The following is a 25,658-nucleotide window of genomic DNA, read 5'->3' on the forward strand; positions in this document are numbered from 1 at the left end:
TAGCAACCCATCGCCACATCCACCCCTAACCGTGCGGCACTGCCTTGGTCGCCGCATTGCCCGCATATTCAGGCTTCAAGTGCCCCTGCTCATCCAGCAGGTACGCATCCATCACCTCGCGCACCACCGGCCCCGCCACACGCCCGCCCGCTTCGCCGTTCTCGATCATCACCGCCACCACCACGCTTGGGTGATCGGCCGGTGCGAAACCGACGAACAGGGCGTTGTCGCGGTGCCGTTCCAGGGTCTTGTTGCGGTTGTAACGCTCGCCTTGCTTGATCGCCACCACCTGCGCCGTGCCGCTCTTGCCGGCGATGCGGTACTGGGCGCCGGTTGCCGAGGCGCGGGCGATGCCGCGGGGGGCGTGCATGACCATTTGCATGCCTTGGCTGACCTGGTCCCAGGCGCGTTTGTCATGCAGCACGATGTCGGGCATCGGGTTGGGGTCGACCGGGGTCTCGCCACCCACTGTCATGGCCAGGTGCGGGCGGTGCCATACACCCTTGCTCGCCAGCAGGCTGGTGGCCTGGGCCAATTGCAGCGGGGTGACCTGCATGTAGCCCTGGCCGATCCCCAGGATCAACGTCTCGCCCGGGAACCAGGCCTGGCGGCGCGTGGCGCGCTTCCATTCGGCGGAAGGCATCAGCCCGGACGCTTCCTCGAACATGTCCAGCGACACCTTCTGCCCCAGACCGAATTCGGCCATGTAGTCGTGCAGGCGCTCGATCCCCAGCTTGTGCGCGAGGTCGTAGAAGTAGGTGTCGTTGGACCGCATGATGGCGGTGTACATGTCTACCCAGCCGTCACCGCTGCGGTTCCAGTTGCGGTATTTGTGTTCGTAGTTGGGCAGCTCGTAGTAGCCCGGGTCGAACACCCGGCTGCCGGGGGTGATCACGCCACTGTCCAGGCCGGCGATGGCCACTTCCGGCTTGACCGTCGAGCCCGGCGCATACAAACCGCGCAGCACGCGGTTGAACAGCGGCCGGTCGATGGAATCGCGCAGGGCGGCGTACTGCTTGAAGCTGATGCCTTTGACGAACAGGTTGGGGTCGAAGCTTGGGTTGCTGACCATCGCCAGCACGTCGCCATTGGCAGGGTCCAGCACCACCACCGAACCGCGGCGGTCGCCCAGGGCCTTTTCGGCCGCCAGTTGCAAGTGGCTGTCCAGGCTCAGGATGATGTCCTTGCCGGGGATCGGGGCCTTGTGGTTGAGCACGCGCATGACCCGGCCCTGGGCGTTGGTCTCGACTTCTTCATAGCCCACCTGGCCGTGCAGCTGGCGTTCGTAGAAGTGCTCGATACCGGTCTTGCCGATCGACTGCGTGCCGCGATACTCGGTGCTGTCGAGGGTCTTGGCTTCTTTCTCGTTGATGCGCCCGACATAACCCACCGAATGGGCGAAATGCTCGGCCAGTGGGTATTCGCGGATGAACTGCGGTTCTACTTCAAGGCCGGGCAGGCGGAACTGGTTGACCGCAACCAGGGCGATCTGTTCTTCGTTCAGGCCGACCATCAGGGTGACCGGCTCGAAGGGTTTGCGGCCGCGGCGCAGGTCCTTGTCGAACTGCCGGCGGTCATCCTCCGAAAGGCTCAACACCTGCGCCAGGGTATCCAGCACTTTGGCTGAGTCGCCGGCCCGCTCACGGGTCATGGTCAGGTCGAAACTGGGCTTGTTGTCGGCCAGCACCACACCGTTGCGGTCATAGATCAGCCCGCGCTCAGGGGCGATGGGCAGCACGTGTACGCGGTTGTTTTCCGACACGGCGGTCTGCTGGTCATGTTGCAGCACCTGCAGCACATAAAGGCGGCCCACGAGGACGGCGACCAGGGTGAAGACCAGGGTGGCGCAGGCGATCAGCCGGCGGTTGACCAGGTGCTTTTCCTTTTCGTGGTCCTTGAGGGGGATGGGCTGCGGCATGGGTGGCTCTGTGGGGTGGCGGTGTGGCCGGGCGGCGGCCCCGGGGCCGGCGATGCTACGCAACCCCTCCCTTTCGCTCAAGGCAGGCGGCCTTGGGCAGGGGCTGGCGATCAGCTGTTGGCCCCGGTATCAGGGTGTTCACGGCGAACATGAAGATTTGTTCATGCCGGCACTCGCATGGCTGCGCAGAGGGGGCGTAGAAAGTTGTTTGTGGATCCACAAAACAACTGCTGTGCGATAAGCGAACGAAATAATCATCAGGCGATAAATTCATAAGATATTGAAAATTAACGGATTATTGTATTAATTCGTTGTGCGCTTGCCGCTTTGGGTTGTCGGATTGGTGTTTAGCAAATCACACACGGTTGTCTGTGGATCCATTATCTGGTTGATTAGCGCCTGACGACGGCCAGCCCTCCGGCCGTGCGCGACGACAATTACAAGAAGGGTCCAGTCATGAATGGCTTATCTCGGGCACGGAACTGTCAACGTTCCTTCTGCTCTGCTTGCGTGTGCACGCCTGTCCTCCCGCCTGTGGCCCGCATCGGCCTGCAGGTGGCCCCATGAACATCGATCTCAAGCAACGTCTGGACAATGACCCGATGGGCCGCTTCCAGTGCCTGGCCATCGGCATTTGCATCGTGCTGAACATGATCGATGGCTTTGACGTGCTGGTGATGGCCTTCACGGCCGCCTCGGTGTCTGCCGAGTGGGGCCTGAGTGGGGCGCAGGTGGGGCTGCTGCTCAGCGCCGGCCTGTTCGGTATGGCGGCAGGGTCACTGTTTATTGCGCCGTGGGCCGACCGCGTTGGCCGGCGCCCATTGATTCTGTTCTGTCTGGCGCTTTCCGGTGTCGGCATGTTGCTCTCGGCGTTGAGCCAGAGCCCGTTGCAACTGGCGCTGCTACGCGGGCTGACCGGCCTTGGCATCGGCGGCATCCTGGCCAGCAGCAATGTGATCGCCAGTGAATATGCCAGCAAACGCTGGCGTGGCCTGGCGGTGAGCCTGCAGTCCACGGGGTATGCCTTGGGCGCGACCTTGGGCGGCTTGTTGGCGGTATGGCTGCTGGGTCACTGGGGCTGGCGTTCGGTGTTCCTGTTCGGTGGCATTGTCACGGTGCTGGTGATCCCGTTGGTGCTGCTGTGGCTGCCGGAGTCGCTGGACTTTTTGTTGGCACGCCGCCCGGCGAATGCCTTGGCGCGGGTCAATCGGTTGGCCGACAAGCTCGGGCAACCAGCACTGTCCCAGCTGCCGCCGCCCGCGCAAAGCGTGCCCGGTGCCGCCACAGGGTTCAGGCAGTTGCTGACCCCCGCCATGCGTCGCACCACGCTGGTGATCTGGTTGCTGTTCTTCCTGGTGATGTTCGGCTTCTACTTCGTCATGAGCTGGACCCCGAAGCTGCTGGTCGCGGCTGGCTTGTCGGCGCAGCAGGGCATTACCGGCGGAGTGTTGCTGAGCGTTGGCGGCATCCTTGGTGCGGCGCTGATTGGCGGCCTGTCGTCACGCTGGCCACTGAGCCGCGTGTTGGCGATGTTCATGCTGGTCACGGCCGGGCTGCTGGTGCTGTTCGTGGCCAGCGGGTCATCGGTCACTGCCGCGCTGGCGCTGGGCTTGCTGATCGGGCTGTTCGCCAACGGTTGCGTGGCTGGGCTGTATGCGCTGTCACCGGTGGTCTATGACGCGTCGGTGCGCGCCACTGGGGTGGGCTGGGGCATCGGCATTGGCCGGATTGGCGCAATCCTGTCGCCGACCGTGGCCGGCGTACTGCTCGACGGCGGCTGGCAACCGCTGCACCTGTATGGGGTGTTTGCCAGTGTCTTCGTGCTTGCTGCTGGTTGCCTGCTGTTGCTCAAGCCAGCGTCGCGGCCGGGGCAGGCAGTGATGGCCGATGCCTAGGGTCGGGCTTGCCGTGCATCCCAGCAAAATTTTGCCAAGAATGGGTGTGGCTGGCAGGTGTACGCCGCAGCAATTTTGCCGGCATTGAGATCGCGCGCCGCGCGGGCGGCGCTCGATCTCATGGCCACCCAATGCGTCGTGGCGAGCACTGCGATAAGATTACCGCTCATGTCTCTGGAAACTGCCTGGATGAGCAAGCCCGGTCAATTGGTGCTGGTTACGCTTCGCAAGATGATCGCCTCCGGCGAGTTGGCGGCCGGCGAGCGTCTGATGGAAATCCCCACCGCCGAACTGTTCGGTGTCTCGCGGATGCCGGTGCGCATGGCATTTCGCACCCTGGAGCAGGAGGGCCTGCTGGTGCGTTTTGGCGGGCGTGGGTTTCAGGTGCGTTCCGTCAGCGCAGACGACATCGCCGGTGCGGTCGAGGTGCGTGGCGTGCTGGAAGGCCTGGCTGCGCGCCAAGCGGCAGAGCGTGGGCTGTCCGCTGAAGCGCGCGCAGCGCTGCAGCGCTGCCTGGTCGAAGGCGACCAGCTGTTCGACAAGGGTTTTGTCACCGAGGAAGACCTGCAGGCCTACCATGACCTCAACATGCGCTTCCACCAGGTGATCATCGCGGCCAGCCACAACCCGGCGATTGCCGATGCCCTGGCGCGCAATGACCACCTGCCGTTTGCCTCGGTCACTGCGCTGGCCGTGGACCGCCACGACCTGGCGCGAGAGTACCGGCGCTTCAACTATGCACACATGCAGCACCATTCGGTGTTCGATGCCCTGGTCAGCGGGCAGGGCGCCCGCGCCGAGGCCATCATGCGCGAGCACGCCAATGCCACATTACGCTACGCCGAGACGTTCGGCGCGGCCACGGCCGATGCGCGCATGAAGGTCATCCTGCCCTCGTCTTAAAGCGCTTCAGATATCCAGCACCAGCAGCGGCGTTTTCGAACGCGAGCAGCAGGGCGTGAACTGATCGTTCTGCGCCTGCTCCTGTTCCGTGAGGAACAGGTCGCGATGCTCCGGTGTGCCTGCCAGCACGCGCGTCAGGCAGGTGCCGCAAATGCCTTGCTCGCACGACATGGCGATCGCGATGCCGTGCTGTTCAAGCACCTGCACCACACTCTGGTCGGCGGGCACCTCGAAGACCTGGCCGGTGCTGTTCACCTGCACCGAGAAGCTGCCGTCGTTCTGCGTATCAACCGGCGCGGCGGCAAAGTATTCGCGGTGCAGGCAGGCCTCCTGCCAGCCCTGCGCCTTGGCGCTTTCCAGCACATGCTGCATGAACCCGCTTGGGCCGCACACATACAGGTGCATATCGTCTTGCGGGTTGGCCAATACCTGAGCGATGTCCAGTGCAGTCTCGGGTTGCTCGTCGAAATGCACGAACAGGCGGTCAGCGAAGGCGGCACCGCGCATGCGTTCGACGAAGGCTGCACGTTCGCTGGAACGGGCGCAGTAATGCAGTTCGAAGTCCTCGCCGCTGTGGGCCAGTTGCTCGGCCATGCAGAGGATCGGCGTAATGCCGATGCCACCTGCGAACAACAGGCTGCGACGGGCGCCCAGGGCCAGTGGGAACAAGTTGCGCGGTGCGCTGATACGCAAGCGGGCACCGTTGTGCACCTGCTCGTGCAGGCTGCGCGAGCCGCCACGTGAGGCAGGGTCCTTGAGTACGCCGATCAGGTAACGGTGGCGTTCTTCGGGGTGATTGCACAGTGAATACTGGCGGACTTGCCCATCCGGCAGGTGCACGTCAATGTGCGCGCCTGCGCTAAAGGGTGGTAGCAGGCTGCCATCGAGTGCGGCCAGCTCGAAGCTGCAGATGTCCTGCGCTTCGTCGTTACGGGAAACCACTACGGCATCGATCATGTCCGTTCCTCGTCAGGCTGGGCTTGCGCTGGTCGCGATCAGTTGGGCTTGGGCCGTGCGTTCGTTGGCGATCAGGCGCTCCAATATCTTGCGCGACTGGACCCCGCCGGCATCGATGTTGAGCTTGAGCAGGTTGCGCTCGGGGTAGGCGAGCAGGTTCTGTTGCTGGCGTTCGAGCATTTCCAGGTCTTCGCTGAAAATCTTGCCCTGGCCCTCGCGGATGTTGGCGGTCAGCGTTTCGTCGTGCGCTGCAAAGTTGCGCGCCATGCCCCAGAAGTACCAGATCGAGGTGTCGGTCTCTGGGGTGATGAAGTCGACCACGATGCTCGAGGCTTTATGCTGCGCATCGGCGTGATAACCCCCTTTGCATGCGTGGGCCACGCCAACTTCGATCAGCACATGGCTGGGTGGGGTGAAGCGGCAGATCTGCCAGCGGTCCACCGGCACATCGTCGGCCAGGCCGTTGCCGCGCAGGGCCATGCGCCAGAACGGCGGTGCCATGATGTTTTCCATGTGCCGGGCAGTCACCACTTCGTCACCGGTGACGGTGGTCACGGGCGGGGCTTCGTCGATTTCCTTCTGACCAATGCTGGAGGCATGCACGTAGGTTTCGTGGGTCAGGTCCATGAGGTTGTCGATCATCAGCCGGTAGTCGCAGCCAATGTGGAACAGCCCGCCGCCGTAGGCCCACGCGTCATTCACCGCCCACTCCAGGTGTGGGATCAGGCTTGGGTCCGCTTGCGCCTGGTCGCCGGGCCAGACCCAGATGAAGCCGTAGCGCTCGACCACCGCGAAGGTTTTGTTGCAAGGGAAGCCCCTGACCCGCTGCCCTGGCATCTCGACGGTCTTGCCGTCGCAGCCCATCACCAGGCCATGGTAGCCACACACCAGGTTGCCGTTTTCGACATAGCCCAACGACAGTGGGGCGCCGCGGTGCGGGCAAAAATCTTCCACCGCAGCTACCCGGCTTTCGTGGCCTCTATAGAACACGATCCGCTCCCCGCAGACCTGTCGGCCCAGCGGTTTCTCGGCGATTTCATCGGGGGTGCAGGCGACATACCACGTGTTTTTGGGATACATGGAGGCTCTCCGGGGTAGCGATTGTTTTTATTTAATGGATCCATTAAATAAGAAGGATGGCGGCTGGGTCAAACGGAAGCGCGCAATTGTCTTGGTATTTTGGGCGATTATCGAACTTGCTCTCGTTGGTTTGTTGCTTAGTGGATCCACTAAGTGGGTGGCTGACGGTCTAATGGCCTGCTTGTGCTATTCCTTATGAGGCGCTCAGTCACCTCGTGCGAGGTGGTGCCACGAGGAACCCCCGCAATGCTGGTCGTCGAGCAACTGCACAAGTCATTCATCACACCCCAAGGCCCGCTGCCTGTGCTGCAGGGCATCGACCTGCGCCTGGCGCGCGGCAGCAGCCTGGCGCTGATGGGGGAGTCGGGGAGTGGCAAGAGCACCTTGCTGCATTTGATTGCCGGCCTGGACCGGGCCGACAGCGGGCGCATCTTGATTGATGACGAACCCCTCGATGGCCGTTCGGAGACGGCACTGGCGCGGTGGCGCCGGGATGGCATTGGCCTGGTGTTTCAGCAGTACAACCTGATCAGCAGCCTGGACGTGGCGGCCAACCTTGCGTTTCAAGCCCGGCTTGCCAACCGGCATGACCCGCACTGGCTGGCGTACTTGGCAGAGCGCCTGGGGCTGGCTGCGTTATTGACGCGCTACCCGGAACAGCTATCTGGCGGCCAGCAACAGCGGGTCGCCATTGGCCGCGCCCTGGCCGGTCGCCCCGCCTGGGTGTTGGCAGACGAGCCGACCGGCAGCCTTGACGAAGCCAGCAGCGATGAGGTGTTAGGCCTGTTTTTGCAACTGGTCGCCGAGGCCGGCAGCAGTGTCCTGATGGTGACCCACAGCCAGCGCCTGGCGGCGCGGCTAGCGCACAGTTGCTACCTGCAGGCGGGCCGTGTGCGCGCCGAGCACGGCCTATGAGCCCATTGCTGCTGACCCTGCAGGCGCTGCTGAGCCATTGGCGGCGCCATCGCGTGCAGTGCCTTAGCATCTTTACCGGGTTGTGGCTGGCCACTGCGTTATGGACCGGCGTCCAGGCACTCAACAGCCAGGCGCGCAGCGACTACGCCCGCGCCAGTGCGGTACTGGCGGCACCGATGCAGGCGCAACTGGTGCCGCGTGACGGCGAACGCTTCGAGCAGGCGCTGTATGTGCAATTGCGCCAGTTGGGCTGGCCGGTTGCCCCGGTACTGGAGGGGCGGCTGCGGTTTTCTGGCGAGCAGCCGGTGACTGTCCGGCTGATTGGCGTCGAGCCGTTGAGCTTGCCAGTTTCCACTGCCGTGGCCGGTGTGCGGGTGGCCGATTTCGACCTGCAGGCCTTTATTGGCAAGCCGGGGCAGGCCTGGGTAGGGCCGGACACCTTGCGCCAACTGGGCAAAACCGTTAGCGACGTGGCCGTCAGCAGCGAAGGGCAGCGGCTGCCACCCTTTGTGCTCAAGCCGGAGCTGGCGCCCGGGGTGATCGTGGTCGACATCGGCCATGCGCAGGCCTTGCTGCAGGCACCCGGACAGCTGTCGCGGCTTCTACTGACAGGGCCTTCGGCGCCCTTGCCCGCAGCCATCGCTGCGCGGCTCGAACTGCAAACACCGAGTGATGACGGTGGCCTGCAACGCCTGACCGAGAGCTTTCACCTGAACCTCACCGCCCTCGGCTTGCTGGCCTTCGTGGTCGGGCTGTTCATCGCCCACGCCGCCATTGGCCTGGCACTGGAGCAACGCCGTGGCTTGATCAGAAGCCTGCGGGCCTGTGGCGTCAGTTTGCACTGCCTGTTGCTCGGCCTGGCGCTGGAGCTGGGCCTGTTCGCGGTGCTGGGCGGGCTGGCCGGGGTGGCGGGCGGCTATGGGCTGGCCGCGTTGCTGTTGCCAGACGTTGCCGCGAGTTTGCGTGGTTTGTATGGCGCCCAGGTCGCCAGCGTGTTGCACCTGTCGGCTGGGTGGTGGTTGGCTGGGGTGCTGGTGAGTGTGCTCGGGGCCTCATTGGCGGGGCTGAGCAGTGTTTTGCAGGCCGCGCGCCTGCCCCTGTTGGCGCTGGCTCAACCCCAGGCCTGGCGCTTGGCGCAAGGCCGTTGGTTGCGGCGCCAGACGTGGGGGGCACTGCTGTTGCTGCTGGTGGCGCTTGGCTGTTGGCAACTGGGCCAGGGCTTGGCCAGCGCTTTCGCCTTGCTGGCGGCGTTGTTGCTGGCCTCGGCGTTGCTGTTACCGCCCTTGCTCGACGGCGTGCTGGCCTGGGCTGCGCGTGGGCGCCGACGGCCGCTGTCGCAGTGGTTCGTCGCCGACAGCCGCCAGCAATTACCCGGGTTGAGCCTGGCGCTGATGGCCTTGTTGCTGGCACTGGCCGCCAGTGTTGGCGTGGGCAGCATGACCGAGGGCTTTCGCAAGACCTTCATCGGCTGGCTCGATGCGCGTTTGTCCGCCGACCTTTACGTGACGCCTCGGGACACTGCGCAGGGCCTGCAGATCAGTGAGTGGCTCAAGCAGCAACCTGTGGCCACGGCGGTGCTGCCAGGCTGGCGTGTGGAAACGCACCTTAAGGGTTGGCCAGTGCAGGTGCAGGGGGTTATCGACCACCCGGCCTACCGCGACCGCTGGCCGTTGCTGGACCAGCACGCGCAGGCCTGGCAGCAGTTGGCGGCGGGCAAGGCGGTGATGCTCAGTGAACAACTGGCCCGCCGCCTAGGGCTGGCGGTGGGCGACACTTTGATGCTGGCGGCCGACGCTGCGCCGCCCATGACAGTGGTGGGGGTGTATGCCGACTATGGCAACCCCAAGGGCCACGTGCTGGTCAATGCCGACTGGCTGCGCAGGCATTGGCCGCAGGCGACATTGACCGGCCTGAGCGTGGATGTCGCGCCCACGCACCTGGCACCCCTCAAGGCTGCGTTGCAGCAGCGCTTTGCCCTGGACGACAGCCGGGTGGTCGAGCAATCGCGCCTGAAGCGCTGGTCGACCGAGGTGTTCAACCGCACCTTTGCCGCCACCGCCGCCCTCAACAGCCTGACACTGGGTGTCGCCGGCGTGGCCATGTTCATCAACCTGCTGACCCTGAGCCAGAGCCGCCTGGGCCAGCTGGCGCCGCTTTGGGCATTGGGTGTGCGGCGCACGCAACTGGTTTGGCTGACCCTGGGCCAGACGCTCATGCTGAGCAGCCTCACCGTGCTGCTGGCGATCCCTGTCGGTGTCGTGTTGGCCTGGTGCCTGGTGGCGGTGGTGAACGTGCAGGCATTTGGCTGGCGGTTGCCGCTGTATGTGTTTCCTGGGCAATTGGTGCAACTGGCGGTGCTGGGCATCCTCACCAGCCTGCTGGCCAGTGCCTGGCCGCTGTGGCAACTGGCGCGGCGCCAGCCCAGCGATCTGTTGAGGCAGTTTGCCGATGAACGTTAAAGCCTGTGTCGTGCTGTGCGCGCTGCTGAGCGGCTGCGACCAGCCTGCGCCAGCGCCGCAGAGTTTTGCCGGGTTGGGCGAGCAGGCCAGTGGGTTCAGCCAGGTGACCCGCGATCACCCCTTGGTGTTCCCGCGTGATCACGGGGCTCATGAGGGGTTTCGCATCGAATGGTGGTATGTCACCGCCAACCTTGAAGACGCCCAAGGGCGGGACTGGGGCGCGCAGTGGACGTTGTTCCGTTCGGCCTTGCGCCCGGGGGCGGAAACGGCCGACTGGAACAGCCCGAACCTGTGGATGGGGCATGCTGCCCTGACAGGGCCGGGTGGGCATCGCGCTGGCGAGACCCTGGCGCGTGGCGGTGTCGGGCAAGCAGGCGTCGAAGTCCAGCCGTTCAGGGCCTGGATCAATGACTGGTCACTGCAAGGTGATGAGGGCATTGCAGGGTTGCACATGAAGGCTGCCGCCCAAGGCTTTGGTTACGACCTGAATCTGCGCAGTGACAGGCCGCTGGTGCTGCACGGCAGCCAGGGCTACAGCGAAAAGTCGGGCAAGGGGCAAGCGTCGTATTACTACAGCCAGCCGTTCTACCGTGTCAGCGGCGAGGTGGAGCGCGATGGCCTATGCATTGCGGTCACCGGGCAGGCTTGGCTGGACCGGGAGTGGAGCAGCCAGCCGCTGGCGGCCGGGCAAACGGGCTGGGACTGGTTTTCACTGCACCTGGACAGCGGCGCGAAGCTGATGCTGTTTCAGGTGCGCGAGGCCAAGGGTTTGCCGTATCGGGCGGGGACCTGGGTCAGTGCCCAGGGTGAGGGGGTAGCGCTGCGAAGCGATCAGATTCAGCTTCAGGCGTTGGCCTGGACGCGGCAGGAAAACGGCAAGGAGGTGCCGACACGTTGGCGAGTGCGGGTGTTGGCGTACGGCGTTGATGTGCAAGTTGATGCCGTCGAGCCGCGTGCCTGGATGAACACCCGGTTTCCATACTGGGAGGGGCCGGTGAGGTTGCAGGGGAGTGCGGGCGGGCGGGGGTATCTGGAGATGACGGGGTATTAGGGCGTATGCAGGGTGTGGGGCTGCCAGGTGTATGGCGATGGGGTGGCGCCAGAAATCGAGCGCCGCCCGCGCGGCGCATCGCGAGCAACGCTCGCTCCTACGTTTGTTTCGGGCCAATTTTTCCTGGGGCAAACGCGCGCGACCGTCTTGGTGCATGGCGCGATATTACGTCGGACCAACAAGGCGGTCGCGCGCAAATTGCACAGGCGAAACTGGCCCGAAACAAACGTAGGAGCGAGCGTTGCTCGCGATGCGCCGCGCGGGCGGCGCTCGATCTCGACAGCGCCGCAAACCTCAACCCGATCACCTCAATCCTTGATCAACCCCCGTAACGCCGCCTTGGCCTCAGGCGTACGCAGGCATTCGATAAACAACTGGCTCTCCCGCTCCACAGTGGCCTCCAGCTCCGCGCGCCCCCCCTCCTTGAGCAGGCGCTTGCTAATACGCAGCGCCTCTTGCGGGTAACTTTGCAGCCGCCGCGCCAGCTGCCGGGCGGCTGCCAAGCACTGTTCGCCATCGTCATGCAGCTCACTGGCCAAGCCCCAGGCTACCGCCTGCTCACCCTCAAGCAACGCGTTGCCCATCAGCAAGCGGGCGGCGCGGGCGTGCCCGAGCAGGCGCGGCAGCAGCAGGCTGGAGCCGAACTCCGGGCATACCCCCAACGGCGCAAACGGCATGCGCAGCTTGGCCGTGCGGCTGACCAGCACCTGGTCGCAATGCAGCAGCAGGGTGGCGCCGATGCCGATCGCCGCGCCACTGACGGCAGCGATCAGGGGTTTATCCAGGCCCATCACAATGCGCATCAGGCGGAACACCGGGCTGTCCCTGTCGCTGGGCGGGTTGTCGAGGAAATCGCGCAGGTCATTGCCGGCGCTGAAGCAGTGGGGGCCGCCCGTGATCAGCACCGCATCAACGTGCGGGTCTTCGCCCGCCGCCAGCAGCAGGTCGCCAAACTGGCGGTACATGGCGATGTTCAGGGCATTGAGCTTGTCGGGGCGGTTGAAGGTCAGGGTCAGCAGGCCCTGGTCCAGGTCGCGTGTGATCAGGTCGTTCATGGCAGCCGCTTTTGTTGTTGTGGTCAGGCCCGGCAACAGGGTGCACACCGGGCATTGGCCACTAGGGTTTATCATGGCGCTCGGCTTGCTGTACAGTCGTTCAGCCCAGTCTACTGCCCGAGAATCGCCGATGAGCCAGGAAGCCCGCTACCACCGCATGCTGCCGGAATTGCGCAAAGCCAACCTGGTCGAGGCGACCTTGGTGTGCCTCAAACGCCATGGTTTTCAGGGGGCTTCGATCCGCAAGATTTCCGCCGAGGCGGGGGTTTCGGTGGGGTTGATCAGCCACCATTACGCGGGCAAGGACGAACTGGTGGCCGAAGCTTACATGGCGGTCACCGGGCGGGTCATGGGCTTGCTGCGCGAAGCCATGGCCCAGGCCGCGCCCACGGCCCGCGAACGGCTGTCGGCGTTCTTCCGTGCCTCGTTTTGCGCCGAACTGCTCGACCCGCAACTGCTCGATGCCTGGCTGGCGTTCTGGGGCGCGGTGAAGACCGCCGATGCGATCAACCAGGTGCACGACCATTCCTACGGTGAGTACCGCAACGAGTTGAGCCGGCTGCTCGCCACGCTGGCGGTGGAAGAGGGCTGGCAGGGCTTTGACGCCGACCTGGCGGCGATCAGCCTGAGCGCGTTGCTCGATGGCTTGTGGCTGGAGTCGGGCCTCAACCCGGGCACCTTTACGCCGGCCCAAGGCGTGCAGATCTGCGAGGCCTGGGTGGATGGCTTGCAGGCCGGTGGTCGGCAACGCTTCAGCCTGCCCAAGGGCTGTTGATCGTCTGTTCAGTAACGAGTAGGCTGCTGTCGCGAGTGTGTAGAACAAACCAATAAAAAAAGAGACTTCACGCAATGACGCCTCGGGTATTGATCGTCGATGACGATCCGCTTATTCGTGACTTGCTGCAGGCCTATCTGTCCCAGGAAGGCTATGACGTGCACTGCGCCGACACCGCAGAAAAGGCCGAGGCATTGCTCGGCAGCCAGGACGTCGACCTGGTGCTGCTGGACATTCGCCTGCCCGGCAAGGACGGCCTGACCCTGACCCGCGAGCTGCGGGTGCGCTCGGAAGTCGGCATCATCCTCATCACCGGGCGCAATGACGACATCGACCGCATCGTCGGCCTGGAGTGCGGCGCCGACGACTACATCATGAAACCGCTCAACCCCCGCGAGCTGGTGTCCCGCGCCAAGAACCTGATTCGCCGCGTACGCCATGCCCGCGAGGTGCACCCGGCGCCCGCCTGCGCGCACTCGCTCAAGCAATTTGCCGACTGGGCACTGGACACTGACCGTCGACGCCTGATCGACCCGCGTGGCGGGCAAACGCTGCTGACCCATGGCGAGTTCCAACTGCTCAGCGTCTTCCTGCGCAACAGCGGCCACACCCTGAGCCGCGACCAGTTGATGGACCAGATCCGCAACCGTGAGTGGGTACCCAACGACCGCTCCATCGACGTGCTGGTCGGCCGCCTGCGCCGCAAGCTGCATGACGACCCGGCCGAGCCGCAACTGATCATCACCATTCATGGCACCGGCTACCTGTTCACCGCCAGCGTGGCCGCGTGAGCACCCTGCGCCGCCTGCTGGCGCTGGCGGTGCTGGTACCAGGCTTGCCAGCAGCGGCGGCTGAGCCGGTGCGCTACTGCGACTACCCCGTGTACCCGCCGATTTCCTGGAGCGATGGCCACCAGGTGCGCGGCCTGGCGCCGACGGTGGTGCGGGAGCTGTTTGCGCGCATGGGCCGAGAGGTGCAAACCGTGGTGCTGGGCAACTGGAAGCGCTGCCTGATGGACGCTGCCGCCGGGCGGGTGGACGTGGTGCTGGCCTACGACAGCGACCAACGTGACCAAGGCATGCGTTTTTCGTCGGTACCGGTGATACGTGAAGAGGTGGCGGTGTTTTTCAATCGCCGCCGGCCCGTGCAGTTTCAGCACCTGGAAGACTTGGCCGGGTACCGTGGCGGCTTGCTCTACGGTGAAAGCTACGGCGCCGACTTCGACCGTTTTGTCGCGCGCCACCAGAACATCGAGCGGGTCTCGTCCAGCCAGCAGAACTTCGGCAAGCTGATCCGTGGGCGCATCGACTTCGTGATCCAGGAGCGGCGTACCGGCGAGCTGTTCATCGAGCACCTGCCCGGCGCCGAAGACATCCGCGCCTTGCCGGCCGCGCTGAGCGTGGACTACCTGCGCGTGGCGGTGTCGCGCCAGTCCTCCCTGAGCCAGCACATGGACGAGATCGACCACCAGTTGCGGCGCATGCACGAAGCTGGCGAGATCGACCGCTGGCTGGAGCAGAGCGAAGTGACCTACCGCGACATGATCAACCTGCCGGCGGATGCCCGATGATCCGCCTGCGCACCGACGGCCTGTTGCGCCGCCTGCTGCTGTTTATCCTGCTGTTCAGCCTGTGCTTCACGGTGCTGGCCAGTTCCGTGCAGCTGTATTTCGAGTACCGCCGCGAGATGCGCGACATCGAGGCGCGCATGGCGTTGATCCGCGCGGGTTACCTGGCCAGCCTGGAACGCAGCCTGTGGGACCTCGACGAAGCGCAACTGGATGTTCAACTGCGTGGCCTGGTGGACTTTTCAGATGTGGCGCGGGTACGCCTGCTCAGCGATGACTTCACCCTGTTGCGCGGTGAAGCCGAGCCTAAGGGGCCACTGCGCATCGAGCGTTTTCCGCTGGATTACCAGCCACCGTCGGGGCCGGCACGGCACCTTGGCGAGCTGGAGGTGAGCATCGACCTGGGCGCGGTGCACCGGCGGCTGTATGCCACGGGCCTGGCCAGCCTGTTGTGGATGGGGGTGTTTCTGTGTGGCCTGGCGGTCGCGTTGTCTGGCTTGTTCTACCGCTTGGTGACCCGCCATTTGCAAGTCATGGCCGAGTTTGCCCGGCGTATCGGGGCCGGGCACTGGCAGGAGCCGCTGCGCCTGGATCGCCGCCGTTCGGCGCATGCCGATGAGATCGATACCGTGGCGCATGCCCTGGACGACATGCGCCGGGCCATCCTCAGCGACATCGAGCGCCGCGAGCTTGACCGCGTGGCCCTGCAGGACAAACGTGACGAGCTGCAGGCCATGGTCGAGCGGCGTACCGCGAGCCTGGCCCGGGCCAAGGACGAGGCCGAAGCCGCCAACCTGGCCAAGTCACGCTTTTTGGCGACCATGAGCCATGAGCTGCGCACGCCGCTCAATGGCATCCTCGGCATGGCTGAACTGCTACGTGGCGCCAGGCTCGATGCGCTCGACCGGCAACGCCTACAGGCTTTGTACAAGGCGGGTGAAGGGCTGTTGGCCATTCTTAACGAGGTGCTTTGCTTTGCCCGTCTCGAAGAGGGCGAGAGCCAGGCCGAAATGCTCGGTTTCTCACTGCGCCAGTTGTGCACGGAGGTGCTGGCATTGCTCGAACCAATGGCCTTGGAACGCGGCGACACCCTGCACGTGGAGGTCGATGAGCAACTGGCGGCGCATCAGCATGGCGCCGAGCAGTACCTGCGCCAGGTACTGAGCAACCTGCTGGCCAACGCCATCAAGTTCACCGCGCACGGCCAGGTCGAACTCAGGGTGCAGGTGCTGGCCAGCGATCAGAACGGGCAGCGCCTGCGCGTGTCGGTCAGTGACAATGGCATTGGCATCGAACCGGCCATGCAGGCGAAGATTTTTGACCGTTTCGTGCAGGCCAGCGAAGCGGTGGCCCGGCGCTATGGTGGCACTGGCCTGGGCTTGGCGATCTGCAAGCACCTGGTGGAAAAACTTGGCGGCCGCATCGGCCTGAATAGCGTACCGGGGCAGGGCAGTTGCTTCTGGTTCGAGCTCGACATAGCGCGTGGGCAGCCTGCCGTTGCCCATGAGCCGGCCTGCTCGGCGTCGGCCAGCCTGCGTATCCTGGTGGTCGAGGACGTGGCGTTGAACCGTGAGGTGGCGGGTGGGTTGCTGGTACGCGATGGCCACCAGGTGTGCTTTGCCGAGGATGCCGAGCAAGCCCTGCAAGCCTGTGCCCAGCAGCGCTTCGACCTGATCTTGCTGGATGTGCACTTGCCCGGCTTGAGCGGGGTTGAGGTGTGCCGGCGCATCCGCGCCATCCCAGGGCCAAACCGTGGCAGCCGGATCCTGGCGCTGACTGCCGGGGTGCAACCGGCGCAAGTCCCCGACTACCTGGCCGCAGGCATGCAGGGGGTACTGGCCAAACCGCTGCGCCTGGAGCACCTGCGCCAGGCCCTGGCCGAGGTTGCGCCTGCCCCGGTGGCTGCTCTTGGCTCGGGCATGGACTGGTCACTGATGCAAACCCACCGCAGCTTGCTGGGTGAACAGAAGTTGCAGGCGCTGCTGGCAGTGCTGCGCCAATCGATCGAGCAGCACGCCACGGCGCTGGCCGAAGCCTTGCAGGCACGCGACTGCGCTGCAGTGTCGCACCTGGCGCACCGCCTGGCGGGCAGTTGCGATTCCCTCGGTTTTGCTGGCCTGGCTGGCGTTTTGCGCCGCCTCGAAGACGCTGCCCAAGGCCAAGATGAACAGGCGCTGCTGGCGCTCAGCGAGCCACTAGCGGCAGAACTGGAACAGGCCCGCACCACCCTGAAACACTTGATCCAGAGCTGACGTACAAAAAACTTACGACTTTTTACATCTTTGATCGGTTCGTACAACGGCACCTTACATCCGTTTCCAATAATCGATGGCAACCGTGTTGCACGCGGTCCATGAGGCTTATTGGAGATAACAATAATGACATGCCGTAGCGCTCAGCCCCTCCTTGAACGATCGTTTTGCACCCCCTGCTACAGCGGGGTGAACCATGACTGATACCCACGAAGGCAAAATCCAGCTGACCCGCGCGCTGAAAAGCCGGCACATCTTCATGCTGTCGCTGGGCGGCGTGATCGGCACCGGCCTGTTCATGGGCTCGGGCGTCACCATCAACCAGGGCGGGCCGGTGGGGGCGATCCTGGCCTACCTGGTGGCGGGGCTGTTGATGTACCTGGTGATGGTCTGCCTGGGCGAGCTGTCGGTGCAGATGCCGGTTTCCGGTTCGTTCCAGGCCCATGCCACCAAGTTCATCGGCCCAGCCACGGGCTTCATGATTGGCTGGGTGTACTGGATGAGTTGGGCCACCACGGTGGGCCTGGAGTTCACCGCTGCGGGCATGCTGATGACCCGCTGGTTCCCCGAGGTGCCAATCTGGTATTGGTCGGCGTTGTTCGTGGTTGTGCTGTTCGGCCTCAATGCCCTGGCCACACGGGCCTTTGGCGAGGCGGAGTACTGGTTCTCGGGGATCAAGGTGGCGACCATCCTCGGCTTTATCGTGGTCGGCCTGCTGGTGATCTTCGGCGCCATCCCGCTGAACAACGGGGCGCCGGCACCGATGCTGAACAACCTGGTGGGCGAGTCGCTGTTCCCCCATGGCCTGTCGGCGGTGTTCGCGGTGATGATGACCGTGGTGTACGCCTTCCAGGGCTGCGAAATCATGGGCGTGGCGGCCGGTGAGACCGAGCACCCGGAAAAGAGCATCCCCCGGGCCGTGCGCAACGTGGTGTTCCGCGTGCTGATCTTCTACGTGCTGGCGATTGCCGTGCTGTCGGCCATTGTGCCGTTCGAGCAGGCCGGGTTGATGGAAAGCCCGTTCGTGCAGGTGTTCGACATGGTCGGCATTCCCTATGCGGCCGACCTGATGAACTTCGTCATCCTCACCGCCATCCTGTCGGTGGGTAACTCCGGGCTGTATGCCTCCACGCGCATCCTCTGGGCCATGTCCAAGAGCGGCATGGCACCCAAGAGCCTGTCGCCGCTGAGCAAGCGCGGCGTGCCACTGCGTGCCCTGAGCATCACCCTGTGCTTTGCCCTGGTGTCGCTGATGACCAGCTTCGTGGCTGCCGACACCTTGTTCATGGTGTTGATGGCCGTGAGCGGTATGTCGGGCACTGTGACCTGGATCGTCATCGCCCTGGCGCAGTACCGGTTCCGCAAGGCGTACCTGCGTGATGGCGGGCAATTGCAGGACCTCAAGTACAAGGCGCCGCTGTACCCCTTGGTGCCGCTGCTGTGCATCACCCTGTGCTGTTCGCTGTTCGTGTTTTTGGCCATCGATGAGACCCAGCGGCCCTCGTTGTACTGGGGCTTTGGTTTCATTGCCCTGTGCTATGCGGCGTATTACGGGGTGAACCGCCGGCGGCAAGGGGCTTTTGCGCCGAGTGCGCCTGGGGTTTGACGCCGCTTGTTGGGGGCAGCCTTGTGCTGCGAAGAGGCCGGTGCAGGCATCGACATTGTTTTGAGCCTGCACTGGCCTCTTCGCAGCACAAGGCTGCTCCTACAAGGGAAGCGCCAGGGTTGTGATCCGAGTTGTGCAAAGTTGTAACAACCCATCCCGCCTTGTTGAACACTCGTTTAGTATCACCTTCATCACGTCCTCCACCCCAATAACAACAGCGAGGCCTCCCATGACCACCCCGTCATCGTCAGTGTTGAGCAAGGTCGAAGCCGGCGTTGCCTGGCTCACCCTCAACCGCCCCGAGCAGCGCAACGCACTGGACATTCCCACCCTCAAGCAACTGCATGCCCTGCTCGACACCTGCAACAGCGACCCCGCCGTCCGTGTGGTGGTGCTGACCGGCAGCGGGCGCAGCTTCTGTGCCGGCGCCGACGTGGCGGAATGGGCCGAGGCCGAGGCCCGTGGGGCACTGGAAAGCTACGGCTGGACCGAGACCGCCCACGCCCTGATGCTGCGCCTGCACAGCCTGGATAAACCGACCCTGGCCGCCATCAACGGCACCGCCGTCGGCGGCGGCATGGACCTGAGCCTGTGCTGTGACCTGCGCATCGCTGCTGCCTCGGCACGCTTCAAAGCCGGATACACCAGCATGGCCTACAGCCCCGATGCCGGCGCCAGCTGGCACCTGCCACGGCTGATTGGCAGCGAGCAGGCCAAACGGCTGTTGTTCCTCGACGAACTGTGGGGCGCCGAACGGGCTTTGGCGGCAGGGCTGGTGAGCGAGGTCTGCGCCGACGAGCAATTGCCTGCGGTGGCCGCTGAACTGGCGGGCCGCCTGGCCAACGGCCCGACCTTCGCCTACGCGCAGACCAAGCGGCTGATCCGCGAAGGCGCCCAGCGCACCCTGGCCGAGCAACTCGAAGCCGAGCGCCAGGCCGGCTTGCTATGCGGGCGCAGCCAGGACGGCGCCGAGGCGCTCAAGGCTTCGGTAGAACGGCGCCCAGCGCACTTCGTCGGCCAATAACCCGTTACCTCTTCAGGACCTTCGCAGATGAATTTCCAACTGACCCAAGAACAAGAAATGTTGGTGGATGCGGTACGCAGCTTCGTGGCCAAGGAACTGCTGCCCCATGAAGAAGCGGTAGACCGTGCCGACGCGGTGTCGCCGGAACTGGCTGCGCAGATCCGCGGCAAGGCCATCGCCGCCGGGTTCTATGCCTTCAACATGCCTGAAGAAGTCGGCGGCGGTGGCCTCGATTACCTGTCCCAAGCGCTGATCGAGCGCGAACTGTCCAAGGTTTCCTGGGCGCTGCACGTATTCGTAGCGCGCCCTTCGAAGATTCTCATGGCCTGCAAGGACCAGCAGATCACCGACTACCTGCTGCCGTGCGTGCAGGGCGAAAAGACCGATTGCTTCGCCCTTACCGAGCCTGGCGCGGGCTCTGACGCCAACGCCATCAAGACCCGCGCCGTGCGCCAGGGCGATGACTTCGTGATCAACGGCAGCAAACACTTCATCAGCCACGCCGGGCATGCCGACTTCGCCATCGTCTTCGCGGTGACCGACACCTACGAGCACAACGGGCGCAAACGCAATGCGGTCACCGCCTTGCTGGTCGACCGGGACACCCCCGGCATGACCATCCGCCGCGGGCCCAAGTGCGTGAGCAACCGCGGCTACCACACCTACGAGCTGTTCTTCGACGACTGCCGGGTGCCAGCCAGCAACGTGCTGGGCGAAGTCGGCAAAGGCTGGGAGGTGGCCAACGCCTGGCTTACCGCTGGCCGGGTGATGGTCGCCGCCAACTGCGTCGGCCAGGCCCAGCGAGCACTGGACGCATCGCTGCAGTGGGCCGCTGACCGCAAGCAATTTGGCCAGCCCATCGGCAGCTACCAGGGTGTGTCGTTCAAGCTGGCGGACATGGCCACGCAGATCCGCGCCGCCGAACTGCTCACCCTGCACACCGCCTGGAAGATGGACCAGGGCAGCATGACCGATGGCGAGGCGGGCATGGCCAAGTTGTTTGCCAGCGAAGTGCTGGGCAAGGTCGCTGACGAAGCCGTGCAGATTTTTGGCGGCATGGGCCTGATGGATGAGGGGCCGGTCGAGCGCATCTGGCGCAACGCCCGCATCGAGCGGATCTGGGAGGGCACGTCGGAAATCCAGCGGCACATCATTTCCCGTGAGCTGCTGCGCCCGTTGCTGCGCTGATCGACCTGGAGACTCAGCATGTCGCATTCCAATCGTGACAACCTCAAGCGCCTGCTGGCCCCACGGCACCTGGCCTTCGTGGGTGGGCGCAGCATGGCCCGTGCCCTCAAGCGCTGTGCCGAAGGTGGCTTTGCCGGCCCGCTGTGGCTGGTCAACCCGCAACACGCGAGCCTGGAGGGCATCCCTTGCGTGGCGCGGGTGGCAGACCTGCCATGCGCCCCAGACGCGGTGTTCATCGCCACCCACCGTGAGCTGACCTTGCAGTGTGTCGCGGAACTGGCCGCCATCGGTGCCGGTGGCGCCATCTGCTACGCCTCGGGCTTCGCCGAAAGCGGTGAACAAGGCCGTCTGTTGCAGCAGCGCCTGCTTGAGGCCGCTGGCAGCATGGCTTTGCTTGGCCCCAACTGCTATGGCCTGCTCGACTACTTGCATGGCGCGGCCCTGTGGCCGGTGGCCCATGGCGGCAAGCAGGTGGAGCAGGGCGTGGCGATCCTGACCCAGAGCGGCAATTTTGCCTACAACCTGTCCATGAGTGACCGCTCGCTGCCGGTGGCCTACATGGCATCGGTCGGCAACCAGGCGCAGTTGGGCGTGGCCGAACTGATGGACGTGCTGCTCGACGACCCACGGGTGACCGCCATCGGCTTGCACCTCGAGGGGCTGAAAAACGTGCCGGGCTTTGCCCGCGCCGCCTACAAGGCACTGCAACAGGGCACCCCGATCATTGCCCTGAAAACCGGCGTGTCGCAGATCGGCGCTGAACTGGCGCTCAGCCACACCAGTTCGCTGTCAGGCTCCGATGCCCTGTACGACAGCCTGTTCCAGCGCCTGGGCGTGATCCGCGTGAGTGGCCCGGTGAGCTTCGTCGAGACCCTCAAGGCTGCCGCCTGTGGCCGTTTGCCGGCCGGCGACCGGCTGATCGCCCTGGCCTGTTCGGGCGGCGATGCGGGCTTGATCGCCGACTACGCCGAGCGCAACCAGTTGCGCCTGCCCGCGCTGGCGCCAGGGCAGGTGAGGGCACTGGCCCAGGTACTTCCGGCCTACGCCAACCTGGTCAATCCGCTGGACTTCACAACAGCGATCTGGGGCGATGAAGTGGCCCTGCAACAGATGCTCGACAGCACCCTGGGCGCTGACGCCGATGCCGCCATGCTGGTGCTCGACTACCCCGCAGCGTTCACCGGTGAGCGAAAGGAATGCGACCTGTTGCTGGCGCTTTACTGCGACGCCCTGGCGCGCCACGGCAAGATCGGCTTCGTCACCTCGGCGTTCCCCGAGCTGTTGCCAGCCTCGGCCCGTGAGCGCCTGCATGCCCATGGCATCGCCGCGCTGCAAGGCGTGGAAGATGGCCTGGCAGCGTGGGGGCGGATCGTGGCGTATCAGCGCAACCGCCAGCGGCTGCTGGAACAGGGCGAGGCGGCGCAGGTGCCGCTGTGCCCACGGCCCCTCGCAGGTGAAAGCCGCCTGCTAGACGAATGGCAGTCCAAGCAGGCCCTGAGTGCGTTTGGCCTGCCGGTGCCGGGCGGGGTGCTGAGTACCCCGGAGCACGCGCTAAACGATGCCACCCGCGTTGGCTACCCGCTGGTGCTCAAGGCGGTCAGTGCGCAGTTGCCGCACAAGACCGAAGCCGGTGCGGTGGCGCTGAACCTGCGTGATGCCGCAGCGCTTCAGGCCGCCCTGGCGCAGATGCGCCAGCGCATCTGCGCCAGGGCGCCGGGGGTAGCGTTCGACCAGGTCTTGCTCGAACCCATGGCGCCGCCGCCCTTGGCCGAGTTGATCGTCGGCATCAAGCGTGAAAACGACTTTGCCCTGGCCTTGGTGATCGGGGCGGGCGGTGTGCTGGTGGAGCTGCTTAAAGACAGCGTCAGCCTGTTGCTACCCACCACCGACAGCGCCATTCGCGCAGCACTGCTTCGCCTGCGCAGCGCCAGCCTGCTGCAGGGTTTTCGGGGTCGCCCGGCTGCCGACCTGGATGCCCTGGTGGCGGCGATCCGCGCGGTGGCCGACTACGCCTGCGAAAACGCCGGGCAGCTGCTGGAACTGGATGTGAACCCATTGATGGTCGGTGCCCACGGCACCACCGCGGTCGATGCGCTGATCCGCCTCGGCCAGCCGCAAGGAGATCAGCATGAATGAGCACTCGATGACCGCCGGCCAGGCGCTGGTACGGTTGCTGGCCAACTATGGGGTGGATACCGTGTTCGGCATCCCAGGGGTGCACACGCTGGAGCTGTACCGCGGCTTGCCCGGCAGTGGCATCCGCCATGTGCTGACGCGGCATGAGCAGGGCGCGGGCTTCATGGCCGATGGTTACGCCCGGGTCAGCGGCAGGCCGGGCGTGTGTTTTGTCATCACCGGCCCAGGCGTGACCAATGCCGCCACTGCCATCGGCCAGGCCTATGCCGACTCGATCCCGTTGCTGGTGATATCCAGCGTCAACCACACCGCCAGCCTGGGCAAAGGTTGGGGCTGCCTGCACGAAACCCAGGACCAGCGCGCCATGACCGCGCCGATCACGGCGTTCTCCGCCGTGGCACTGAGCGCTGAAGACCTGCCCGAGCTGATTGCCCGTGCCTGGGCAGTGTTCGACAGCGAACGCCCGCGCCCGGTGCACATCTCGGTCCCGCTGGACGTGCTGGCCGCGCCGGTTGCCCGTGACTGGAGCGACGCGGTGGTACGTCGCCCTGGGCGCGGCCAGCCCGACCGGGGCACGCTGGAGCAGGCCGCGCTGAAACTGGCCGCAGCGAAACGGCCAATGATCATCGCCGGCGGTGGCGCACTGCAGGCCGCCGCGCAACTCGAACAGTTGAGCACTCGCTTGGCAGCGCCGCTATTCACCAGCGTCGCTGGCAAGGGCCTGCTGCCGCCTGAGGCGCCATTGAACGCGGGTTCTAGCCTGTGCGTCGCGCCGGGCTGGCAGATGATCAGCGAAGCCGATGTGGTGTTGGCGGTGGGTACCGAAATGGCCGATACCGACTTCTGGCGCGAGCGCCTGCCGCTCAACGGTGAGTTGCTGCGGGTCGACATCGACCCACGCAAGTTCAACGATTTTTACCCGTGCGCGGTGGCCTTGCACGGCGATGCTCGACAGACCCTCGACGCTTTACTGGCGCACTTGCCCGAGGTCGAGCGCGACCCTCGCCAGGCCATCGAAGCGGTGGCCGGCCTGCGCCAGGCCATTCGCACTGGGCACGCACCGTTGCAGGCCATCCATCAGGCCATTCTCGACCGCATCGACTCGGTGCTGCCAGACGACGCCTTCATCAGCAGCGACATGACCCAACTGGCCTACACCGGCAACTACGCCTTTGCCAGCCGGGCGCCGCGCAGCTGGTTGCACCCCACCGGTTACGGCACCCTCGGCTATGGCTTGCCGGCGGGTATCGGCGGCATGCTCGCCACTGATCATCGCCCCGGCCTGGTGCTGGTGGGCGACGGCGGTTTCCTCTACACCGCCCAGGAACTGGCCACTGCGGTCGAGGAACTGGACCGGCCGTTGGTGGTATTGCTGTGGAACAATGACGCCCTTGGCCAGATCCGCGACGATATGCTCGGCCTGGATATCGAGCCGGTCGGCGTACTGCCGCGCAACCCTGATTTCATCGGCCTGGCCCGTGCATTTGGCTGCGCGGTGCGTCAGCCACGTGACCTGGATGCCTTGCAGGCTGACCTGGCCGACGGCTTCGCCACGCCAGGCGTGACCTTTATCGAACTCAAACATACCTGCGTCTGCTGACCGCAGCGCATCGTCCATAACAAGAGAAACCACCATGCAATTTCGCCGTACGCTCCTCGCTGCCTCCCTGGCCCTGCTGATCACCGGCCAAGCCCCGCTGTATGCCGCGCCGCCGCTGTCGATGGACAACGGCAGCAACGCGCTGACCGTGCAAAACAGCAACGCCTGGGTCGAGATCAGTGCCAGTGCCTTGCAACACAACATTCGCACCCTGCAAGCGGAGCTGGGTGGCAAGTCCAAGCTGTGCGCCGTGCTCAAGGCAGACGCCTACGGCCACGGTATTGGCCTGGTGATGCCGTCGGTGATCGCCCTTGGCGTACCTTGCGTGGCGGTGGCCAGCAACGAGGAAGCCCGCGTGGTGCGGGCCAGCGGCTTCACCGGGCAATTGGTGCGGGTACGCCTGGCCAGCCTGAGCGAGCTGGAAGATGCCCTGCAATACGACATGGAAGAGCTGGTCGGCAGCGCCGAGTTCGCCCGCCAGGCCGATGCCATCGCCGAGCGCCATGGCAAGACTTTGCGCATTCACCTGGCGCTCAACTCCAGCGGCATGAGCCGTAACGGCGTGGAAATGGCCAGCTGGAGCGGGCGAGGTGAGGCACTGCAGATCACCGACCAGAAGCACCTCAAGCTGGTGGCGTTGATGACCCACTTCGCCGTTGAAGACAAGGATGACGTGCGCAAGGGCTTGGCAGCGTTCAACGAGCAGGCCGACTGGTTGATCAAACATGCCAAGCTCGACCGCCGCCAACTGACCCTGCACGCCGCCAACTCCTTCGCCACCCTGGAGGTGCCGGAAGCACGCCTGGACATGGTCCGCACCGGCGGTGCGCTGTTCGGCGACACCGTGCCCGAGCGTACCGAGTACAAGCGTGCCATGCAGTTCAAGTCGCGGGTGGCGGCGGTGCACAGCTACCCGGCTGGCAACACTGTCGGCTATGACCGCACCTTCACCCTGGCGCGCGACTCGCGCCTGGCCAATATCACCGTCGGCTATTCCGATGGCTACCGCCGGGTGTTCACCAACAAGGGCCATGTGCTGATCAACGGCCACCGCGTGCCGGTGGTGGGCAAGGTATCGATGAACACCTTGATGGTCGATGTCACCGACTTCCCAGACGTCAAGAACGGCAACGAGGTGGTGCTGTTCGGTAAACAGGCCGGTGGCGAGATTACCCAGGGCGAGATGGAGGAAATCAACGGCGCTTTACTGGCCGACCTCTACACCGTGTGGGGCAGCTCGAACCCCAAGATTCTCGTCGATTGACCGCATTTGAAGG

19 protein-coding genes are annotated in these 25,658 nt (G+C 64.8%); 15 read left to right on the top strand and 4 right to left on the bottom strand.

The genetic code is table 11. From position 1 onward, the window contains the following. Positions 1-25: 25 nt before the first annotated feature. Positions 26-1,918, bottom strand: a complete 1,893-nt coding sequence (gene mrdA / locus HU764_RS09245) for a penicillin-binding protein 2 (RefSeq protein ID WP_186703186.1) — start codon at positions 1,916-1,918, stop codon at positions 26-28. A gap of 563 nt (positions 1,919-2,481) precedes the next feature. Between mrdA and HU764_RS09250 the strand changes: the two genes are divergently transcribed. Together HU764_RS09250 and HU764_RS09255 are read left to right on the top strand one after the other, a co-directional pair. Next, positions 2,482-3,813 carry an MFS transporter gene (locus HU764_RS09250; RefSeq protein ID WP_186679731.1) on the top strand — a complete coding sequence of 444 codons (1,332 nt, stop codon included), beginning with the start codon at positions 2,482-2,484 and terminating at the stop codon, positions 3,811-3,813. A gap of 189 nt (positions 3,814-4,002) precedes the next feature. After that, on the top strand, positions 4,003-4,716 hold the full coding sequence (locus HU764_RS09255; protein ID WP_027593685.1) for a GntR family transcriptional regulator: 714 nt from the start codon (positions 4,003-4,005) through the stop codon (positions 4,714-4,716). A gap of 6 nt (positions 4,717-4,722) precedes the next feature. Here the strand turns inward: HU764_RS09255 and HU764_RS09260 are convergent, their stop codons facing one another. Further along, on the bottom strand, positions 4,723-5,673 hold the full coding sequence (locus HU764_RS09260; protein WP_186679727.1) for a PDR/VanB family oxidoreductase: 951 nt from the start codon (positions 5,671-5,673) through the stop codon (positions 4,723-4,725). A gap of 12 nt (positions 5,674-5,685) precedes the next feature. Further along, the gene (locus HU764_RS09265) at positions 5,686-6,753 is read right to left on the bottom strand and encodes an aromatic ring-hydroxylating dioxygenase subunit alpha (protein ID WP_186703185.1); all 1,068 of its coding nucleotides are present in this window, start codon (positions 6,751-6,753) and stop codon (positions 5,686-5,688) included. Between the two features lie 246 nt (positions 6,754-6,999). Here HU764_RS09265 and HU764_RS09270 point away from each other — a divergent pair, with 246 nt between their 5' ends. The 3 genes from HU764_RS09270 to HU764_RS09280 are packed head-to-tail and all read left to right on the top strand — an operon-like array spanning position 7,000 to position 11,178. Then, a complete protein-coding gene (locus tag HU764_RS09270) occupies positions 7,000-7,668 on the top strand; it encodes an ABC transporter ATP-binding protein (RefSeq protein WP_186703184.1) in 669 nt (222 codons plus the stop codon). After that, entirely contained in the window at positions 7,665-10,127 is a 2,463-nt protein-coding gene (locus tag HU764_RS09275; RefSeq protein WP_186703183.1) for an ABC transporter permease, read from the top strand. The genes HU764_RS09270 and HU764_RS09275 overlap by 4 nt, the downstream gene beginning before the upstream one ends. Then, positions 10,117-11,178 carry a lipocalin-like domain-containing protein gene (locus HU764_RS09280; RefSeq protein ID WP_217835004.1) on the top strand — a complete coding sequence of 354 codons (1,062 nt, stop codon included), beginning with the start codon at positions 10,117-10,119 and terminating at the stop codon, positions 11,176-11,178. Before HU764_RS09275 ends, HU764_RS09280 begins: the two co-directional genes overlap by 11 nt. A 308-nt stretch (positions 11,179-11,486) precedes the next feature. Here HU764_RS09280 and HU764_RS09285 read toward each other — a convergent pair whose 3' ends face one another. Further along, positions 11,487-12,233 (bottom strand): enoyl-CoA hydratase, encoded by a 747-nt coding sequence (locus tag HU764_RS09285; protein ID WP_186683226.1) that lies wholly within the window; start codon positions 12,231-12,233, stop codon positions 11,487-11,489. Positions 12,234-12,363: 130 nt separating this feature from the next. Here HU764_RS09285 and HU764_RS09290 point away from each other — a divergent pair, with 130 nt between their 5' ends. From HU764_RS09290 to alr, 10 genes are all read left to right on the top strand, one after another. Beyond that, on the top strand, positions 12,364-13,008 hold the full coding sequence (locus HU764_RS09290; protein WP_027593676.1) for a TetR family transcriptional regulator C-terminal domain-containing protein: 645 nt from the start codon (positions 12,364-12,366) through the stop codon (positions 13,006-13,008). Positions 13,009-13,082: 74 nt separating this feature from the next. Beyond that, positions 13,083-13,799: a response regulator gene (locus HU764_RS09295; protein WP_186704223.1), complete on the top strand. Its 717-nt coding sequence runs from the start codon at positions 13,083-13,085 to the stop codon at positions 13,797-13,799. A 5-nt stretch (positions 13,800-13,804) separates the two neighbouring features. Continuing rightward, positions 13,805-14,578 carry a substrate-binding periplasmic protein gene (locus HU764_RS09300; RefSeq protein WP_027593674.1) on the top strand — a complete coding sequence of 258 codons (774 nt, stop codon included), beginning with the start codon at positions 13,805-13,807 and terminating at the stop codon, positions 14,576-14,578. After that, the gene (locus HU764_RS09305; protein ID WP_186704222.1) at positions 14,575-16,827 is read left to right on the top strand and encodes an ATP-binding protein; all 2,253 of its coding nucleotides are present in this window, start codon (positions 14,575-14,577) and stop codon (positions 16,825-16,827) included. Before HU764_RS09300 ends, HU764_RS09305 begins: the two co-directional genes overlap by 4 nt. Before the next feature lie 196 nt (positions 16,828-17,023). After that, positions 17,024-18,433 (top strand): amino acid permease, encoded by a 1,410-nt coding sequence (locus HU764_RS09310; RefSeq protein WP_027593672.1) that lies wholly within the window; start codon positions 17,024-17,026, stop codon positions 18,431-18,433. A 229-nt stretch (positions 18,434-18,662) separates the two neighbouring features. Then, positions 18,663-19,457, top strand: a complete 795-nt coding sequence (locus HU764_RS09315) for an enoyl-CoA hydratase/isomerase family protein (protein ID WP_186704221.1) — start codon at positions 18,663-18,665, stop codon at positions 19,455-19,457. A gap of 27 nt (positions 19,458-19,484) precedes the next feature. Next, a complete protein-coding gene (locus HU764_RS09320) occupies positions 19,485-20,645 on the top strand; it encodes an acyl-CoA dehydrogenase family protein (protein WP_099453726.1) in 1,161 nt (386 codons plus the stop codon). Between the two features lie 18 nt (positions 20,646-20,663). Continuing rightward, positions 20,664-22,781: an acetate--CoA ligase family protein gene (locus tag HU764_RS09325; protein WP_186704220.1), complete on the top strand. Its 2,118-nt coding sequence runs from the start codon at positions 20,664-20,666 to the stop codon at positions 22,779-22,781. Then, entirely contained in the window at positions 22,774-24,381 is a 1,608-nt protein-coding gene (locus HU764_RS09330; protein WP_186704219.1) for a 5-guanidino-2-oxopentanoate decarboxylase, read from the top strand. Before HU764_RS09325 ends, HU764_RS09330 begins: the two co-directional genes overlap by 8 nt. A gap of 34 nt (positions 24,382-24,415) precedes the next feature. Beyond that, the gene (alr, locus tag HU764_RS09335; RefSeq protein WP_027593667.1) at positions 24,416-25,645 is read left to right on the top strand and encodes an alanine racemase; all 1,230 of its coding nucleotides are present in this window, start codon (positions 24,416-24,418) and stop codon (positions 25,643-25,645) included. Positions 25,646-25,658: the final 13 nt, after the last annotated feature.

Source organism: Pseudomonas kermanshahensis (genome assembly GCF_014269205.2).
GTDB classification, from domain to species: Bacteria; Pseudomonadota; Gammaproteobacteria; order Pseudomonadales; family Pseudomonadaceae; genus Aquipseudomonas; species Aquipseudomonas kermanshahensis.

Coding starts and splice junctions, on each gene's coding strand:
- mrdA (WP_186703186.1), bottom strand. CDS start 1,918: ATGCCGCAGCCCATCCCCCTCAAGGACCACGAAAAGGAAAAGCACCTG.
- HU764_RS09250 (WP_186679731.1), top strand. CDS start 2,482: ATGAACATCGATCTCAAGCAACGTCTGGACAATGACCCGATGGGCCGC.
- HU764_RS09255 (WP_027593685.1), top strand. CDS start 4,003: ATGAGCAAGCCCGGTCAATTGGTGCTGGTTACGCTTCGCAAGATGATC.
- HU764_RS09260 (WP_186679727.1), bottom strand. CDS start 5,673: ATGATCGATGCCGTAGTGGTTTCCCGTAACGACGAAGCGCAGGACATC.
- HU764_RS09265 (WP_186703185.1), bottom strand. CDS start 6,753: ATGTATCCCAAAAACACGTGGTATGTCGCCTGCACCCCCGATGAAATC.
- HU764_RS09270 (WP_186703184.1), top strand. CDS start 7,000: ATGCTGGTCGTCGAGCAACTGCACAAGTCATTCATCACACCCCAAGGC.
- HU764_RS09275 (WP_186703183.1), top strand. CDS start 7,665: ATGAGCCCATTGCTGCTGACCCTGCAGGCGCTGCTGAGCCATTGGCGG.
- HU764_RS09280 (WP_217835004.1), top strand. CDS start 10,117: ATGAACGTTAAAGCCTGTGTCGTGCTGTGCGCGCTGCTGAGCGGCTGC.
- HU764_RS09285 (WP_186683226.1), bottom strand. CDS start 12,233: ATGAACGACCTGATCACACGCGACCTGGACCAGGGCCTGCTGACCCTG.
- HU764_RS09290 (WP_027593676.1), top strand. CDS start 12,364: ATGAGCCAGGAAGCCCGCTACCACCGCATGCTGCCGGAATTGCGCAAA.
- HU764_RS09295 (WP_186704223.1), top strand. CDS start 13,083: ATGACGCCTCGGGTATTGATCGTCGATGACGATCCGCTTATTCGTGAC.
- HU764_RS09305 (WP_186704222.1), top strand. CDS start 14,575: ATGATCCGCCTGCGCACCGACGGCCTGTTGCGCCGCCTGCTGCTGTTT.
- HU764_RS09310 (WP_027593672.1), top strand. CDS start 17,024: ATGACTGATACCCACGAAGGCAAAATCCAGCTGACCCGCGCGCTGAAA.
- HU764_RS09315 (WP_186704221.1), top strand. CDS start 18,663: ATGACCACCCCGTCATCGTCAGTGTTGAGCAAGGTCGAAGCCGGCGTT.
- HU764_RS09320 (WP_099453726.1), top strand. CDS start 19,485: ATGAATTTCCAACTGACCCAAGAACAAGAAATGTTGGTGGATGCGGTA.
- HU764_RS09325 (WP_186704220.1), top strand. CDS start 20,664: ATGTCGCATTCCAATCGTGACAACCTCAAGCGCCTGCTGGCCCCACGG.
- HU764_RS09330 (WP_186704219.1), top strand. CDS start 22,774: ATGAATGAGCACTCGATGACCGCCGGCCAGGCGCTGGTACGGTTGCTG.
- alr (WP_027593667.1), top strand. CDS start 24,416: ATGCAATTTCGCCGTACGCTCCTCGCTGCCTCCCTGGCCCTGCTGATC.